Source organism: Banduia mediterranea (assembly GCF_031846245.1).
GTDB lineage: Bacteria > Pseudomonadota > Gammaproteobacteria > Nevskiales > Nevskiaceae > Banduia > Banduia mediterranea.
On record NZ_JAVRIC010000020.1, the window covers coordinates 1 to 16,415 of the forward strand.

The window sequence follows — 16,415 nt, forward strand, 5'->3', positions numbered from 1 at the left end:
CAACAACAACCAGCGCCGATCCGCCTTCAAATCCGACCAATCGATCAGGATGATCGGCTCCACGCCGGGCCCCACCAGAAGACCACACAAGACCCGATAATTTGCTGGCGCGCATGGCACGGGCTCCTCGGGTAGTTTGGTGACTTCCGAAGAGATACAAGCCGTGCCCTGCGCGTACTTCAGGCGCAGTTTTATCTAAACAATACCTCGCAATTCGCTGAAAATAAACAGATCATCAGAACAATTTGAGGGGAAACCTCAGACCAGGACCTCAACTCATCCACAGATTCTGCTGACGAACCAAAAAAGACGGCCGCGAATGCGGCCGTCTTTTTTCGAACCGAAGTCCGATTGCAGCTGGTCGCTTACAGCGAGCCTTCGATGGTCCAGCCTTCGAACCACAGCGAGGTGGCGTCCGGATCGACCGCGCCCATGTAGTCGGTCGCGTCGAGATACTCGGGATCAGCGCTCAGATCAGCATAGGTACCCATGAGGGCCACGAAATCGATCGGCCCGGCAAGCGAGGCCTCGGCGGCACCCGGAACATAGTTGTCGTCCAGCGCAGGGTCGACCGTAGCCACTCCCATGAGCGTGAGGGCGAAACCCGTCTCGCTCACGGTTTCGGTCTCTCCGTTGTAGCCACCGATACCATTGAGCCCGCAATCAAGAATCGAATCCTCGACGACCAAATGCGTGTTCTGCTCGCCCTGCGCGTCTCCGCCGTTGACGAAGATGCACGCCTGATAGATCGTGCTATCGAGGTCTGCGGTCAGAATCGAGTTGAACACGTAGCCGCCCGTACCCGCTTTGAAGTTGAAAAGCGCGGGTGGTGACGATTCGCCCGATTTGGCGACAAAGGTGGCATTCAGGATCGTCGGCTGAGACAAAAATGCGTCAGAGCCGAAGGTGTCTGCCTCAATCAGCGTCCCGAACGTGTCCGGGGTGTTCTGAACAACCAAGACGTACTGGAGGTTGCCAGAGAACCCTTCGTCCCAGTCGACCGAGTCGTCCAGATTGTTGGTCAGTACGACGTGCTTCATGTTGACGGTGCCACCGAAGAATTCGATGCCGTCATCCGAGTTGGAGTTGACTTGCACGTAGTCGACTTCGGTGCCGGCACCTACACCGACCAGCGAAATGCCGTTGATTTCGTCGCCCGGAGCGAATTCATAACCACCCTCGGTCACGACGACGTACTTCAGCACACCGCTGCTGTCGTCCGCATCGTAGCCAGCCGCGAAGCCGGATTCGCCTTCGGCGTCGATGTTGCAAGCCGAGTCGGCCGCGGTCGGACATTCATTGTGCGGCGCATAGCCGTGAAGAATCAGGCCGCCCCACTCACCCGAACCGGTGTCGTCAGCGTCGTCAGAGCTGAACACGATCGGCGCGTCGGCAGTACCTTCGGCCATGATCTTGGAGCCACGCGTGATCAGCAGATTGGCAAAGGTGCCCTTCTTGCCCTTGATCGCAGTGCCGGCATCGATCGTCAGCGTGACATCCGCCACAGCTACGCCACTGGCGAGTTCGCCCTGCGTCGCAGACATCTCACGGTTGCCGTTGCCGACCGTCACGCGGTCTTCGAGGTACCAAACGATATTGCTGCTCAGCGTGCGGTCTTCCATGATCGTCGACGGAAGGGCACAGACATCGTTGCCGTCGTCGTCCTTGTTCTTCGCCGAGGCCCATTCCGGGCAGTTCTCGGAGACGGCCACATCGCCGCCGTCGGTGTCACCACCACCACCATTGGTGTCGCCCTCGATCAGAATCGACGTTTCGTCACCGTCGGAGCAACCGTAAAGAGCACCCAGGGCGCTCGCCATCGCTGTAATCAGCACAAGCTTCTTGAAAGTCATAACCACTCCGTAAGTCTCAATAGGTTGTTTCTGTCTGAAACGAACTGCGCCTTGGCTCAGAAATTCCAGTCGAATCCGGCTTCCAGCTCCATGCCCTTGTCATAGCTCTGGAAGACCTTTCCTCCCTGCGTGAATTCGACTTCCGAATCCAGCAGATTTTTTACCTTCGCCTTCAGCGCGAAGTCCGCGGTCACGTCGAACTTGTAGTTCACGTCGAGCGCCAGCCGGGGTTCCTCGATGACGTCCGGACGGCCGGACACGCCGACGTCGACGATGTTGTCGCCGCTCTGGTTGAGCAGCAGCGTCAGCTGCTGACGGGTCGGCAGGTCGTCGTAACCGAGAACCACGTTGAGGGTGTAGTCCGGCTGGCCCTGCAACTTGCGCTTCTCGCCGGTCGCCAGGGTCACCTCGGAATCGATATAGCTGCCGTTGAAGGCAATGAAGAACGTCCGGTCATAACGTTCGTCGAAGCTGAAGTCCTTGCGCAGGTCCAGCTCGATGCCGTACAGCTCCGCGGAATCCGCATTGCTGAAGGTTCGCGAATTTCCAGCGGTCCCTGAAGCAGGTTGCACGACGCGCTCAATGGGGTCCTTCAGGTCCTTGTAGAACAGGGCCACGCTGAGGCTCTCGGTATCCGAGAAGTAGCGCTCCCAACGAAGGTCGACGTTGACGACCTCCGACAACTTGAGGTTCGGGTTGCCGCGAACGCGGAAATCGAATTCCTTGTCGTAGAACACCGCGTTCGAGGTTTCCTTGAAGTCCGGACGCGACACGGTCTTGGACACCGCGAAACGCAGCTGTTGCTCTTCCGACACGAACCAGTTGAATGAGAAGCTCGGCAGGAATACGCCTTCGTCGATCTTCGAGCTCACCGGTCCCCGGTCCCCCGCCAGTTCGAAGGTATCGGTGGTCTGCGTGTAGTCCTCGTAGCGCCCGCCCACAACAATCTGATAGCTGTCCAGAAACATCAGGTCATACGACAGATAGGCGCTGTCGAGATCCATTTCCGCTTCGTAGCTGTCGCTGGGTTGAGTCTTGTCCTGAAAGGCGAAACCCGTCCCGGAATCGCCGGTGATGTTGTCCACCGTCAGCACTTCGCTGACCAGGAGGTTGGGCGCGTTGTCGTCCACACCGGACTGCAGGCCGCCGTCGTAACCGTAGCTTTCCGAATCCGCATCACGTTCACGGCGGATTACCTGGACGCCGAACTGAATCTTCGAGCTGCCAAAGCTGTTGGAGTCGAAGGCGTATTCAAGGTCTGAGGAAACGTCGACGTTGTCGTCGACCAGATCGTCGTAACGACGCAGCAGGTTGGGAACCTGCAGATTGTAGATACCATCGCCCTCGCGAAGGTCGAATCGGACTTCGCGGCGGTCCGGCGCGTAACGCCGCGCCTGGGAACCGGTCACCTGCCAGTCCGCGACCAACTTGCCGGAGTCGCCGATCACGTGCTCGCCGGAGAACTGCTGCGACAGGAACTGCCGCTCGGTCCAGTCGATCGTGTACCGATACGATTGGAAATTCGAATCGCCGTCCAGGCCCTGCGAGACGCGCGTCTTGCTCTCTGTAACTCGCGATACCAGGCTGTTGGACTGGTAGGTATTGCTGCCCATGTTCAGGCCGAGGGCCAGCAAGGCACTTGCATCGATGTTGTTGCTGGCTTCCTCGAAGGTAAAGTCGTCGAACACTTCGCCGCTGCCTGCGGTGTAGGTGCGCGACACACCCGATTCCTTCTGACTCCAGCCATTGCGATAGTTGCCGGCCGCGAAGAACCCGAACTCATTGCCGTCGAAATCGAAGACATCACCGTAGTTCAGACCCAGCGACACCTTGGGCGTTGCGGTCGTGGTATCGAGGTCGAGATTGTCCTTGAGCAGCAGACCGCCGATCTGACGCAGCTCCGTCTCGGTGCTGTTCGAGTAATAGTCGTCATATTTCAGAACTTCGGCGATGCCCGGCACAGCCGCCGGAACGTCTCGCGAACCATCATCCCAGCCCAGGAAATCGAGATCGCTGCGGCTCGGATCCGAGGCCACGTCATCGCCTGTGAGACCAGGCACATAGCCGAGGGACAGCGAAACTTTGCCGGTGCGCTCCAGCGGGAAGGTACGCGTGTTGATCACCAGGTTGCCGCCGGTGGACTCGCCCGGCATGCTCGCGACGAAGGTTTTCTTGACGTCGAGCTGGCTGACCATGTTGGTCGGGAACAGATCCAGCGGTACGGTGCGCTTCGAAGGATCGGTACTCGGCAGCGTCGAACCATTGAGTGTCGTCGTGATATAGCGCCCGCCCAGACCGCGGATGAAGACGTACTTGTCGTCCTGAATCGTCACACTCGGCACGCGTACCACCGAGGCGGCCACGTCGGTATCACCGAAACGCGCCAGTTCCTCGATGCCGATCGTATCGATCACATTGACGGCGAAGCGCTCGCTTTCCTCGAAGGCGTTCGGCTGCAGTTTGGCGGTGACGACGATTTCCTCAAGCGAGGCGTCCTGCGAACCCGAAGTGCGGCCACCCAGGCGAATGTTCTCGTTCCTGGACACGCCGCTGACCACGCGCACGTCTTCCGCCATCGGCGCGGCGAAACCGTCGTGATTGATTTCAAGCTCATAGACGCCGCGCGGCAGCTCAAGACTGTAGCGACCATCGGTGTCGGTGGTGGCCGTGGCGCCAGTGCCGCGAACCGTGATCGTGGCGCCGGCCAGGGGCACGCCGTTGTTGGTAATGCGACCGCCCAGCGATCCCCTGGGGGCCTTGGCCGTCTCGACCGCAGTCTCCGCGCCGAAATAGGGCTCCACGGAAACCTGCGCCTCGGCACCGGGCTTCAGCGCGACGTTGATGTCAACGTACTGACCCTTGGCCGAGTTGAAGCGGATGGTCTGGACCGGTGTGCCCTGGTCCGAGAACACGACACTGTGCGAACCGGCCGCCAGATCGAACATGACCGAACCGTCGGCGCCAATTTCTGCTCGCGCTTCGCCGTCCAGCACCGCGGTCAGGCCGCTGGCCGGCTTGCCATCCTGGAACGCATAGATAACCAGCTCATCCTGCGCGATCGCAACCACGGCGTGACAGGAAATCGCTGCCGCCGCGATGTGCTTCAACCCGAATCTTCTCATTTAGACCTCTGGAAATCCGCAAGCAATGGCCGCACAACCCAAAAGTGATGCGATCGAACCAGGCGGGGGATCATTCCGAGCCGCGCCGTCGCGCCGGGTCCTTGGCGCGTCGAAGTCATGCGGTCTCGACGTCTGGTTGCGCGACGTGGCGCAATACCGAACGGTCTTTCGGTGTGGCGCTGTGGCGCCGATGACCGAAAATTGTTTCGAAACGAGTGACCCCCGATGTCGCATTCAGATGAAGTGCGTCGTTCCGTCAACGCGACTTGCGGACAAGGCTTTCGTCCCCAAGCACTCCAAATTCATGGCTGCGCAGGCTAGAGGTGTTCGATGACAGGATGGTTACGAAACGATGACGAATCGACGTCACGGCGCCGCATGGCTCGGGCGATCCGGTCGTGGTGTCAACGGAAATCAGGCCGCAGTGAAATCGCCGGGCGTCCTGCGCCGGCTCGCAACTGTCACAACAGTGAAACCTTTGGTGTGCGGCCGGCGGCGATGGCCGCTAGATCGTCCGCGTTCCGGAGTCCGGAGTACCGAAAGGCAGCGCCCGCAGTCCGCTGCGGAAACGACGCGCGTTCTGCACATAGTGCTGTGCGGACATGGCAATGGCCGCCTTTTCCTCAGCCGTGAGCGCGCGCACTACCTTGGCCGGCGCTCCCACGACCAGAGAGCCGTCGGGAATTTCCTTGCCTTCGGTGACCAGGGCCCTGGCGCCAATCAGACAATGACGTCCGATACGGGCGCCGTTGAGTATCGTGGCCTGCAAACCGATCAGACTGTCGTCGCCGACGGTGCAGCCATGGAGCATCGCCAGATGACCGACGGTCACGTTCCGCCCGATTCGAAGCTTCACACCGGCATCGGTATGCAAGACCGCACCATCCTGGATATTGCTGCCCTCGCCGATCTCGATATCGTCACAGTCACCGCGCAACACCGCGTTGAACCAGACGCTGCTGTTTCGGGCCAAGGCGACGCGACCGATCACGGTCGCGTTGTCGGCTAGCCATACGCTGTCGTCGGCAAGACTTGGGCTGTGTCCCTCGAATTCGTAGATCAAGTGTTGCTCCGCACAGGCTTCCATCAATGAATCCAAGCATACCGCAGCTGAACCGGAATGCCGCGCGCCCGGCTGCACCAGACGCCACAGCGAATAGGCCGCCAGGCCCAGGACCAGGACCAGCGCAATTGCGATCAGGCCTCCGAATCGATGGGTAAGGTCCCGCTCCAGCGCCTCTTTGCTGTCCATCGTCTCGTCGGCCCCGAGCGCCGCCAACGCCGCGCCGCAAAGAAACCGATCATCAGCTAGACAAAGCCATATGCGGCGTAGCCCGCCGTTGCGGCGACCCGGAAGACGCCGCGGGCGGGATGCAGGAACAGGCTGACTTCGCGCCGGCTCGGTGTTTCGGTGCGCCTCTAGCGCAGGACCAACGCGGCCACGGGACTCGATCGCAGCAGGCTGGCCGTGGTGCTGCCGATGATCAGCTGACGGATGCGCGAATGTCCGTAGGCACCCATCACCAGCAGATCCAGATCCTGCTCTCGCAGATAGTCGATGATCGCGACTTCCGGCTCGCCGCTCAGAATCCGGACAGTCGGATCGAAGCGCTGCAGCGCGGCTTTCGCCCACTCCAGGGCTTCGCCGGCTTCCGAATTGCCGTGGCTCACGTTCACCAGATGACAGCTCAGACCGCTCAGCAAGGGACTCATCGCAAGCTTGTCGACCATCTTGCGGCCGGTCTGGCTGCCATCGAAGGCGATCAGGAAGCTGCGCGGCTCGCGGAAGGCCTCGGCGGCGACCAGCACCGGCTGTTGTACGGCGCGAATCGCGCGTTCCAAGGTGTGGTCGAGATGGACTTTGCCCGGCGTGTCGAGGTGGTAGTGCTGACCCAGTACGAACAGACGCGTCTGCGCCTGCACATCGAGCAGAGTATCGACCAGGGCGCCATGCCGCTGGCGCAGGTCCACGGCGGTGACTCCGGCGGCGGCAACCCGTGTGCGCGCGCCTTCCAGTAACTGACGGCCATGTTCCTGTGCCAGACGGCTGCGCTGTTCGTCCAGTTCGCTCAGTTGGGACAGCAGCGCTTCGCTGGCGCCCAGGCCAATGCTGCCGCTGAAATCCATGACCGGCGCGTGCTCGGGATGCCGATCCAGCACGTGCAGGAGTTCCACCGGAATCTCCAGCCGCAGCGCGGCCCAGGCCGCGAGATCACAGACACTCGGGGTGTAGGCGGCTCCATCCACACAGGCTCTGAGCTTTTGCATTGTCATCTCCTCAGTGCTCGATCAGCCGTTCGACGGCGTCGGGCTTGTCATGGGTCGCAAATCGGTCGACCAGGGTGAGGCTGGCCTCGTCCAGACCCAGTACTTCCACCTGGGTTCCCTCGCGACGGTACTTGAGCACGACCTTGTCGAGCGCGGCAACCGCCGAGATGTCCCAGAAGTGCGCGCGGCTCACGTCGATACACACGCGTTCAATGACTTCCTTGAAATCGAAACTCGACACGAAGCGCTCCGAGGAGGCGAAGAACACCTGTCCCACCACGCGATAACTGCGCTGCCGCCCCTCGTCTTCGGTCGCGGAATCCACACGCAGTACCCGACCGACCTTGTGCGCAAAGAACAGGCCGCTGAGCAACACTCCCACGAGCACGCCGCGCGCCAGGTCGTGGGTGGCGACCACCACCACCACGGTGGCGAACATCACGATGCTGGAGCTGGCCGGGTGGCTGCGCAGGTTCTTCAGCGAGTCCCAGTTGAAGGTGCCGATCGAGACCATGATCATCACCGCCACCAGCGCCGCCATCGGAATCTGACTGACCCAGGGCCCCAGGAACACCACCATGATCAGCAGCACCACACCGGCGACCAGGGTCGACAGGCGGCCGCGGCCACCGGATTTCACGTTGATCACGGACTGCCCGATCATGGCGCAACCCGCCATGCCGCCCAGCAGTCCCGAAGCGATGTTGGCGACCCCCTGCCCCGCGCATTCGCGATTCTTGTTGCTGTTGGTGTCGGTGAAGTCGTCGACGATAGACGCCGTCATCATCGATTCCAGCAGGCCGACCACCGCCAGCGTCGCCGAGTACGGCAGGATGATGGAGAGGGTCTCCAGCGTCAGTGGCACGTCCGGCAGCAGGAACACCGGCAGGCTGTCGGGAAGCTCGCCCATGTCGCCGACGGTATGGATGTCCAGGCCCAGCAGCATCGACACCGCCGTGAGCACCACGATGCAGATCAGCGGCGACGGGATCGAGCGTGTCAGCAGCGGAAACAGGTAGATGATCGCCAGTCCGGCCGCGACCATCGGATAGACGATCCAGCTCACGTGGATCAGCTCGGGCAGCTGCGCCATGAAGATCAGAATGGCCAGCGCGTTGACGAAGCCGGTGATTACCGAGCGCGATACGAAACGCATCAGGCCGCCGAGCTTCAGAGCACCGGCCACGATCTGCAGCAGACCGGTCAACAGCGTGGCCGCGAGCAGGTATTGCAGCCCGTGCTCCTTGACCAGGCCCACCATCAACAACGCCATCGCGCCGGTCGCTGCCGAGATCATGCCGGGACGACCGCCGGCGAAGGCGATGACCACGGCGATCGAGAACGAGGCATAGAGACCGACCTTGGGGTCGACACCGGCGATGATCGAAAACGCGATCGCTTCGGGAATCAGGGCCAGGGCAACGACAAGCCCGGCAAGCACATCGCCGCGCAGATTGGACAGCCAGGTTTGACGCAGGGAACGGATCAGCATGAGTACACGCAGCGGTTCAGCCGGAAGGCCGCTCGCAGCGATGCGGGCTGACGGATTATCCGGCGGGAATTGGATCGGAAGACCAGCGTTGCAAGGATGACGCCGGGTCGGAGCGGCGCGAGTATACCGGCTCAGTCGCGCCCGGCCGAACGCTGCTCACGCAGCTGCGCCTGCTCGACCATCGTTAGGGCCACCTGGTTGCGAACGTAGAGCGGCTCCAGTGCATCGGCGCTTTGTGCCGTGCCGTTGCGCAAAGCGGCTTCGGCCACCCGCAAGGCGGCCGCGGCATCGGGCAATGCGTTCACGTCCACTGAACTCAGATACTCGCCAAATCGAGTGGCCAGGGCGCCCTCGGCTGCGGTGTATCCGCTCCCGGCGCCCCGAACCGAACCCGCGGGCAACGGCGCTTGTCGTGGGTCACATACGATCGGCGCCTGCGTCTCCAGCGCCAGGTCGTCCTCACCACGCTCGAACATGGCGAAATAGACTTCGCCCATGCGCGCATCGATCGACACCGCCAGCGGTCCGTCCGCACCCCGATCGAAAGCCTGTTGCGCGATCAGCAGCAGCGAACTGACGGCCACCACCGGTCGCTCCAATGCCAGCGCCAATCCCTTGACGATGCCGACGCCGATGCGCACACCGGCGAAACTGCCAGGGCCGACACCGCAGGCGAACAGCTCGATCTCGGCCGGACGAATGCCTGCCTCGGTCAGCACCTCGTCGAGCATCGGCAACAGCACTTGGGTATGTCCTCGCCCGACCACTTCGAAGCGCGCATGAACCTGTCCGTTCCGGCTCACGGCCACGGAACAGGCTTCGGTGGCGGTATCGATCGCAAGAATATTCATGGCGCCAGTGTCCTGAGCCAGTCCTGAGCTTCCTGCGAGCTGTTCACCCGGGTCATCGGTGGCAGACTGTCGAGCACCGTCCGACCATAACCGCGCGTACGCAGGCGTGGATCGCCCAGCACCAGCAGGCCGAGATCGGTCTGATCACGGATCAGGCGCCCGCTGCCCTGTCGCAGCGCCACGATCGCTGCGGGCAGCTGCAATTGCATGAACGGCTGACCACCGGACTGACGCAGGGCATTGATCCGCGCATCGAACACCGGATCGCCCGGCGCCGCGAACGGCAGGCGGTCGATCGCCACCAGGCGCAGGGCAGAACCGCGCACATCCACGCCTTCCCAGAAACTGGCGGCGCCCACCAGCACGGCGCGCCCCGATTCCGAGAAGCCCTCCAACAAGGTGGCGCGGTCGTTCTCGCCCTGCACGAACAAGGGGAAGCAGGTCTCGCGCTGCAGGCGCTGCGCCACCCGCTTGAGCGCGCGATGGCTCGTGCACAGCACGAAGGCTCCGCCCTGGGAGGCTTCGAGCAGGGGCAGCAAGGTGTCGACGAAGGCGTCGGTGAATGTGGGGTCGTTCGGGTCCGGCAAACCCTGCGGCAGCCACATGCGCGATTGCCGTGCGTAATCGAACGGGCTTTCCAGCTGCACTTTCTCGGCGTCGTCGAGCCCCAGCGTCCCGGTGAAATGCGAGAAATCGCCGCCGGCAGCGAGTGTCGCCGAGGTATAGACCCAGGACGTGGCCTGGGCCGAAACGGCCGTGGCATATCGGGATTCCACGCGAATCGGCGTGGTGTGTAGCGCCCCGCCATTATTCAGCGGCTCCACCCAACGCACGCTGTCGTTCTCGCGCTGGTCCAGAAACTCGGCGAGCCGGCGCTGTGCGTCGGCCGTGCGGTCGCGCGCCGCAGCCACGCCCTGGGCGCGATCCGCAATCAAATCGAGTGCGACGAACAGTTGCGCCAGCGCCTCCTCGACCTGGACCAGCGCCTCGCCGGCACCGCCTACGCGCCGGTAGGCCGCCGCCGTGGTGCGCGCCGATACGTTCAGGAATACGCGCTCCAGCGCCACCGCCGCGTCGGTCACCGCGGCGGTGGCGTCGGCCGCGTCCGGCACGTCGCCCAGCTCCGAGAGTTCGCGCGCGGTATCGCGCGACAGGTCCAGCAGTTGTCGCGTCGACAGACGCGAACCAAAGAAGCGCAGCGCCAATTCGGGAACCTGATGCGCTTCGTCGACGATGACCGCGTCGGCGCCCGGCAGGATCTGCCCAAAGCCCTCCTGCTTGAGCACGAAATCGGCGAACAGCAGATGATGGTTGACCACGACCACGTCGGCCGACGCGGCGTTGCGGCGCGCGTGCACCACATGACAGCGCTCGAAATCCGGACAACGCGCGCCGAGGCAGTTTTCCACGGTGGAGGTGATGCGCGGTACCAGCGGATCGGCCTCGTCGCCGAATCCGAGTTCGGCGATTTCGCCGCTGCTGGTCGCGGACAGCCATTGCCGGACACGCATCAGGCGTTCGATCTCCGCGCCATTGCGGGCATCGTTCAGGGCCCGCTTGCTGCGGTAGATACAGGCGTAGTTGCCGCGCCCCTTGAGCAGCGCGCGCCGCACCGGTACGCCCAGCGCCTCCGCGACGCGTGGCAGGTCACGATGAAACAGCTGGTCCTGCAGGTTCTTGGTGCCTGTCGAAATCACCACGCGGCGTCCGGCCAGCAGGGCTGGAACCAGATAGGCGAAAGTCTTGCCGGTACCGGTTCCGGCCTCGACCACCAGCGTGCCGCCGCGATCCAGGGTGCGTGCCACGGCACCGGCCATGGCGACCTGAGCCGGACGCGCGGAAAAACCTTCGATGGCCGCCGCCAGCGCGCCGGCTTCGGCGAACGCCTGGACCGCCCGCTGCTCCAGAGGCACGGCATCACGCCCGTTCACGACAGCCCCGGCGTCGCCGCTGTGGTCCGCGGTGTCGATGGAGCCGCCTTTCAGGACGACGGCAGCATGCGCGCGATTTCACCGGCCTTGGCCCGTGCGGCGCTGGCGCCACCGGCGTCACCCAGCTGTTCCCGGGCCGCAGCGATCACTTGCCACAGGTCCTGGTCGATGTAGGGATTGCCGCGTGAGTAGGCACTGGCGCGCTGGGCCGTGGCCTCGGCGTCCTGCGCCTGGTCCTGGGCCAGCTGGGTCTTCGCCAGCTCCAGCCAGACGAACGGATTGCGCGGTTCGATGCGGCGTGCCCGGTCCAGCGTGGCGGCGGCGACATCGCCATTGCCGGCATCGCGCTGTGCCTGCGCCTGCTGGATCAAGGCCATCACCGCCGGGCCGCTGACTTCGGTGGCACTGCGCGGGAAATTCTGTACCGGCGGCTGCGCGGGCTGCTGCGGAAGCTCGACGCCGCCCTCGCTGCCCGGCTCGGGCGGCCAGCTTGGGTAGACCGGCGCGTTGGGATCGTCCGGACGCGGTTGCGGCCAGTCCTGGCGTGGCTGCCGCGTCGTGGTGCAGGCCGCGAGCCCGCACAGCAGCAGGCTGATCAGCGGCCAATACAGGCCGCGTCGGTAAGTTCGACTCATCTGAATATGTCTCGAAACCACTGTAGCGCTCCAGGCCGGTAGGCATTGGCGCAGGGGGCGTAGTCTTCCGGCGAATAATCCGCGACGAAGGGTACCGCAATCGGATTCATGCAGCCCTCGTCGGCACGCAAACCGCTCTGCGGTTCGACCAGCACGGTCTCGACCTTGGACGGCGGCAGCGGATCGAAGCTGGACACGCGCAGATCGCTCATCACCTGTGACCAGATCGGCAAGGCGCCGCTGCTGCCGGACAGGCCGGTGGATTTGTTGTCGTCGCGCCCCACCCAGATCACCGTGGCGCGGTCGCCGCCGTAGCCGGCGAACCAGGCATCACGGTAATCGTCGGTGGTGCCGCTCTTGCCGGCCAGCCGCGTCGCGGGCGAAATCACGTTGTAGGCACTGGCGCCGGTGCCGAAGATCATCACCTGCTCCATCGCCCAGTTGAGCAGGAACACCGGCGCATCCGGCAGCGCGGTCTTGCCGCGCAGCGGATAGCGATTGAGCGGCTCGCCGTCGACCGTGGTCACATCTCGAATCGCCGTCAGCGGGTACTGATAACCACCGTTGCCGATCGTGGCATACATCTGCGCCACGTCGATCGCCGGAATCTCCGCCGCGCCGAGCATGATCGACGGCAGCGGCGTCATCGTACCGGGATAGCCCGCAGCCTCGAACATCCTGGCCACCTTGTCCACACCGATGTCGAGGCCCACCTTCACCGTGGCGAGGTTGTAGCTCTTGGCGAGTCCGAGATACAGCGGAAACACGCCGTGCAGCTCATGATCGTAATTCTGCGGCGTCCAGATGGAGCCATTCGGCAGCTTCAGCGACACCGGCTGCTCGTCCACCGGCGTCAGCAGGTTGTAGCGCCCGGGTTCGGACAGCGCCGCCAGGTAGACAAAGGGTTTGGCCAGAGAGCCGATCGGACGGCGTGCGTCCAGCGCACGATTGAATCCGGCATAGTGCGAATAGCGCCCGCCGACCAGGGCCTGCACCTCTCCGCCTTCCAGGCTCACGACCACACCAGCGCCCTGCAGCGAGTCTTCAACCATCTTGCGGCTCGTTTCGATCCGGTCCAGCCCTTCAGTCATGCGTCTTTCCAGGGATTCCTGGGCGCGCGGGTCCAGTGTGGTGAAGATGCGCAGACCTTCGCTGAGCAGATCCTCGTCCTGATAGTCACGACGCAGTTGTCGCTTCACCAGCTCGATGAACGCAGGGAAACGCTCGACGCCGCCCTTGACGCCGGTAACGCCCAAGGGCTTTTCCAGACCAGTCTGGTATTCGGCCTCGTCGATGTAGCCCGCATCGCGGAACAGGTGCAGCACCAGCGCGCGACGCGCCTTGGCCCGTTCCGGATTGCGCCGCGGGTTGTAGTACGAAGCGCCCTTGGCGAGTCCGATCAGCAGCGCGATCTCGTGCGACTGCAACTCCGACAGTGGCTTGTTGAAATAGAAGCGGCTGGCCAGGCCGAAGCCGTGAATCGCACGGTCGCCGTCCTGCCCCAGAAAAATCTCGTTGAGATAGGCCTCCAGAATCTGATCCTTGCTGTAGTGCGCCTCCAGCAATAGCGACATCAGGGCCTCATTGGCCTTGCGCGCCCAGGTCTGATCCAGCGTCAGAAAGAAATTGCGCACCAACTGCTGAGTGATGGTGCTGCCCCCCTGCACCACCCGCCCTGCACGCAGGTTGGCGAGCGCGGCGCGACTGATGCCGCGAATCGAGATGCCGTGATGTTGGTAGAAATGCTGGTCCTCGACCAGCACCAGACCCTTGGGCAGCAGTTCCGGCACATCCGCGATCCTGACCAGTACACGATCTTCGCCGTGCGCCGGATGGATGCTGCCGATCAGCAGGGGATCGAGGCGCGCGATCACGCGCGGACTCGGCGCGCCGGGCTCCAGGATTTCGCTGATCGAGTGGCCCGAAAACCGGACGGAAAGACGGGACGAAGGCTGCGCGCCATCCCAGAAGCGAAAGGCGCGCGTGACCAGATCGATGGTCGAACCGGACACCGAGAATGTTCCGGGGCCGGCGGCGTCCGAGACAGGACGGTAACCGAGACGCCCCAACTCTCGCTGCAGCATCGCCGCGTCCACCCGCAGGCCGGGATACAGCTCCAGCGGCGCGGCGTAGACCTGTGCCGGCAAGGCCCAGCGTGCGCCGGCGAAGCGTGTCCGCACCACATGATCGAGCTGAACCAGATAGTAGGAGAACGCCGCGAGCGCAGCGCACAGGGCGAGAACAAAAGCGATCAGAAAGCCGCGGCGAACGCGAAACCAGCCGCGAAGCGGGGACCGGGATGAGGATTTGCGCATGGGTGCGCAATGATAATGAAATTGGCTCGCAGCCGCGCAGTCAGCGGCGGAGTTGGGCCTGTGTACTTCGGCGTCACCGCTGCCTTCCTGCTCAACAACTGGAACGCGGGACGCCAGCAACAGCATCGCGCCCTGGAATACCCGTAAGGCTTCGCGCAGGATCTGGCCAGTGATCGCCAGCCACTCGAACAGCTGCTTCCGAGCCTGGATACCAGGCTGAAGGCGTTGGACAGCTTGATTTTCGCTCCAGACGAGCCAACTCCATGAACGCCGGAGCAAGCCTTCGACGTCTTTCGCTACATCGTCGCGAATGTGGTCACGGTTCCCACACGAGGCACCCACGAAACGCTGCGCAACAGCGGCAGCCTGTCGCTGATCAGCGACTACGCGCTACGTGCAACGCTGGTGGAGTACTACGAGCAGCTTTCGCGGGCCGAAAACAAGGTCGACCTGCTGCAGGACTGGACCTTGAACCGGGTGATGCCGTTCGCCGATCCCGAAGCGATGTCCGGCCCAGGCTTGCGCAATCTGGCGCTGTCCCGGTCCTTGCTGCAACAGCAGCGCGGTGCCTATCGCGAACTGCTCGACGCGAACCGGCACACCGCCGATGCGGTCGCAGCCGCGCTGCCCAAGTCGCAGCGCTCAGCCGACACCGAACACCAGGAGTAGTTGCGCAAAGCCGGCCATGCAGCCGAGCGCGGCACCGACCAGGATCAGCTTCATCTCGTCTTCCTTGAAGCACGGCCGCAGCAGGTCCTGAAACTCCTCGGCCGGAAGCTGCTGCATGCGCCCCTGAATCAAGGAGCCGACCACGGCCGCGCGTTCGTGCGCGAACGCGTCATTGTTGAACGGCAGCGAGGCCTCGGCCAGCGCCTTGTCGCCAACCGATTCGCGAATCTCGGCGAAACGGCTCGGCCCCAGCGTGGTCTGGACCAGCAGTTTCATGGTGCCGCTGAGCGCACCGGCCACGCCGTCCACCAGCGGACGCATGTGGCGTCGCACGATCGCGGCAGTACGTTCCGATTGCGGCCCCTGCAGCATTGATTCGATCAGGCGGCGCAGCGTGACGATGTCCTCGACCATGATCCGGCAGAACGATTCGGAGACCGCGTCCTGGCGCTTGAGGAACAGTCCCTGGATGCGCAGGGGCCCGAGCCGGATCGGATTGAGCGGACGGAAGATCAGGTTCAGCGCGATCCAGTTGGTGGCGTAGCCCACCACCACGCCGCCGATCGGCAGGGTCCACCACACCGGAAACAGGAACCACTGCAACATCTGCAACAAGCCGAAAAAGCCACCAAAAAACCAACCGGAATGAACCAGAAAGCGGAACTCGGTCTGACCGCACTCCCAGAACACGCGGTTGAGCAGTTCCTTGTTCTTTTCAAGGTGATCCTCGACCAGGGTTTTCACATCCACCAGATGGTCGACATTGAGCGCAATGTCCTGCATCAGGTCGTCGATCAGGTGTGGCAGTTTGGCGCGCACGCGCACCCGCGTCATGCGACGCAGCGGGTCCGGCAGATTCGACCACAGCACCGGATGGTGCGCGATCATCATTTCATCGGTCCAGGCGTCCAGCAGCGGATCGACTTCCTCGATGATGTGCTCGGCGACCAGTCGCGGATCCATGACCTCGATGATCTCACGCATCGAGATCAGCTTGCTCAGGATCGACTGTACCGCCAGACCCGCCATGCGCCGCGCCTTGGACGGGATGATGCCCTGCCAGCCGAGCGGCAGCGGCCCGATATGCACGCCCCAGAAATCCAGCGGGTAAAAGGTCATGCGCACCGCGAGCCAGTTGGTCGACCAGCCCACGAAGGCCGCGACGAACGGAATCGAGATGATCTTCAACCCGTCCTGATGCGCCAATACCGCGTCGACGATGCTCATGCGCGCGCGACCGCCCGGGCACAGGCGTCGTTAGTGCCGGCACCTGCGCCAA

12 protein-coding genes are annotated in these 16,415 nt (G+C 63.3%); 2 read left to right on the plus strand and 10 right to left on the minus strand.

What is annotated here, in order from left to right:
• Positions 1-365 precede the first annotated feature (365 nt).
• From RM530_RS13165 to mrcB, 9 genes are all read right to left on the minus strand, one after another.
• Positions 366-1,853, minus strand: coding sequence for a hypothetical protein (locus tag RM530_RS13165; RefSeq protein WP_311365711.1), 1,488 nt, complete (start codon positions 1,851-1,853; stop codon positions 366-368).
• Positions 1,854-1,909: 56 nt separating this feature from the next.
• Positions 1,910-4,975 (minus strand): TonB-dependent receptor, encoded by a 3,066-nt coding sequence (locus RM530_RS13170; RefSeq protein WP_311365712.1) that lies wholly within the window; start codon positions 4,973-4,975, stop codon positions 1,910-1,912.
• A 505-nt stretch (positions 4,976-5,480) separates the two neighbouring features.
• Complete coding sequence (locus tag RM530_RS13175; protein ID WP_349256243.1) at positions 5,481-6,062, minus strand: gamma carbonic anhydrase family protein; 582 nt, start codon at positions 6,060-6,062, stop codon at positions 5,481-5,483.
• Positions 6,063-6,394: 332 nt separating this feature from the next.
• Positions 6,395-7,243: a universal stress protein gene (locus tag RM530_RS13180; protein WP_311365713.1), complete on the minus strand. Its 849-nt coding sequence runs from the start codon at positions 7,241-7,243 to the stop codon at positions 6,395-6,397.
• 10 nt (positions 7,244-7,253) lie between these two features.
• Positions 7,254-8,735, minus strand: coding sequence for a SulP family inorganic anion transporter (locus tag RM530_RS13185; protein WP_349256241.1), 1,482 nt, complete (start codon positions 8,733-8,735; stop codon positions 7,254-7,256).
• Positions 8,736-8,866: 131 nt separating this feature from the next.
• Positions 8,867-9,586: a tRNA (adenosine(37)-N6)-threonylcarbamoyltransferase complex dimerization subunit type 1 TsaB gene (gene tsaB / locus RM530_RS13190; protein WP_311365715.1), complete on the minus strand. Its 720-nt coding sequence runs from the start codon at positions 9,584-9,586 to the stop codon at positions 8,867-8,869.
• The gene (yoaA, locus tag RM530_RS13195) at positions 9,583-11,517 is read right to left on the minus strand and encodes a DNA repair helicase YoaA (protein ID WP_311365716.1); all 1,935 of its coding nucleotides are present in this window, start codon (positions 11,515-11,517) and stop codon (positions 9,583-9,585) included. Before yoaA ends, tsaB begins: the two co-directional genes overlap by 4 nt.
• A 50-nt stretch (positions 11,518-11,567) precedes the next feature.
• Positions 11,568-12,152, minus strand: coding sequence for a tetratricopeptide repeat protein (locus tag RM530_RS13200; RefSeq protein ID WP_311365717.1), 585 nt, complete (start codon positions 12,150-12,152; stop codon positions 11,568-11,570).
• Positions 12,149-14,467, minus strand: coding sequence for a penicillin-binding protein 1B (gene mrcB, locus RM530_RS13205; protein WP_311365718.1), 2,319 nt, complete (start codon positions 14,465-14,467; stop codon positions 12,149-12,151). The genes RM530_RS13200 and mrcB overlap by 4 nt, the downstream gene beginning before the upstream one ends.
• 15 nt (positions 14,468-14,482) lie before the next feature.
• On the opposite strand from mrcB, the gene RM530_RS13210 reads away from it, so the two are divergent.
• Together RM530_RS13210 and RM530_RS13215 are read left to right on the plus strand one after the other, a co-directional pair.
• Positions 14,483-14,614 (plus strand): hypothetical protein, encoded by a 132-nt coding sequence (locus tag RM530_RS13210; protein WP_311365719.1) that lies wholly within the window; start codon positions 14,483-14,485, stop codon positions 14,612-14,614.
• 165 nt (positions 14,615-14,779) lie between these two features.
• Positions 14,780-15,136 (plus strand): hypothetical protein, encoded by a 357-nt coding sequence (locus RM530_RS13215; protein WP_311365720.1) that lies wholly within the window; start codon positions 14,780-14,782, stop codon positions 15,134-15,136.
• Here RM530_RS13215 and RM530_RS13220 read toward each other — a convergent pair.
• Positions 15,110-16,363, minus strand: a complete 1,254-nt coding sequence (locus tag RM530_RS13220) for a DUF445 domain-containing protein (RefSeq protein ID WP_311365721.1) — start codon at positions 16,361-16,363, stop codon at positions 15,110-15,112. The genes RM530_RS13215 and RM530_RS13220 overlap by 27 nt on opposite strands.
• Positions 16,364-16,415 lie beyond the last annotated feature (52 nt).

What these genes read in the sequence shown, in the direction of transcription:
- RM530_RS13175 (WP_349256243.1), bottom strand. Translation starts at nt 6,062, where the DNA reads ATGGAAGCCTGTGCGGAGCAACACTTGATCTACGAATTCGAGGGACAC.
- RM530_RS13180 (WP_311365713.1), bottom strand. Translation starts at nt 7,243, where the DNA reads ATGCAAAAGCTCAGAGCCTGTGTGGATGGAGCCGCCTACACCCCGAGT.
- RM530_RS13170 (WP_311365712.1), bottom strand. Translation starts at nt 4,975, where the DNA reads ATGAGAAGATTCGGGTTGAAGCACATCGCGGCGGCAGCGATTTCCTGT.
- RM530_RS13220 (WP_311365721.1), bottom strand. Translation starts at nt 16,363, where the DNA reads ATGAGCATCGTCGACGCGGTATTGGCGCATCAGGACGGGTTGAAGATC.
- RM530_RS13165 (WP_311365711.1), bottom strand. Translation starts at nt 1,853, where the DNA reads ATGACTTTCAAGAAGCTTGTGCTGATTACAGCGATGGCGAGCGCCCTG.
- RM530_RS13185 (WP_349256241.1), bottom strand. Translation starts at nt 8,735, where the DNA reads ATGCTGATCCGTTCCCTGCGTCAAACCTGGCTGTCCAATCTGCGCGGC.
- RM530_RS13210 (WP_311365719.1), top strand. Translation starts at nt 14,483, where the DNA reads ATGAAATTGGCTCGCAGCCGCGCAGTCAGCGGCGGAGTTGGGCCTGTG.
- mrcB (WP_311365718.1), bottom strand. Translation starts at nt 14,467, where the DNA reads ATGCGCAAATCCTCATCCCGGTCCCCGCTTCGCGGCTGGTTTCGCGTT.
- tsaB (WP_311365715.1), bottom strand. Translation starts at nt 9,586, where the DNA reads ATGAATATTCTTGCGATCGATACCGCCACCGAAGCCTGTTCCGTGGCC.
- RM530_RS13200 (WP_311365717.1), bottom strand. Translation starts at nt 12,152, where the DNA reads ATGAGTCGAACTTACCGACGCGGCCTGTATTGGCCGCTGATCAGCCTG.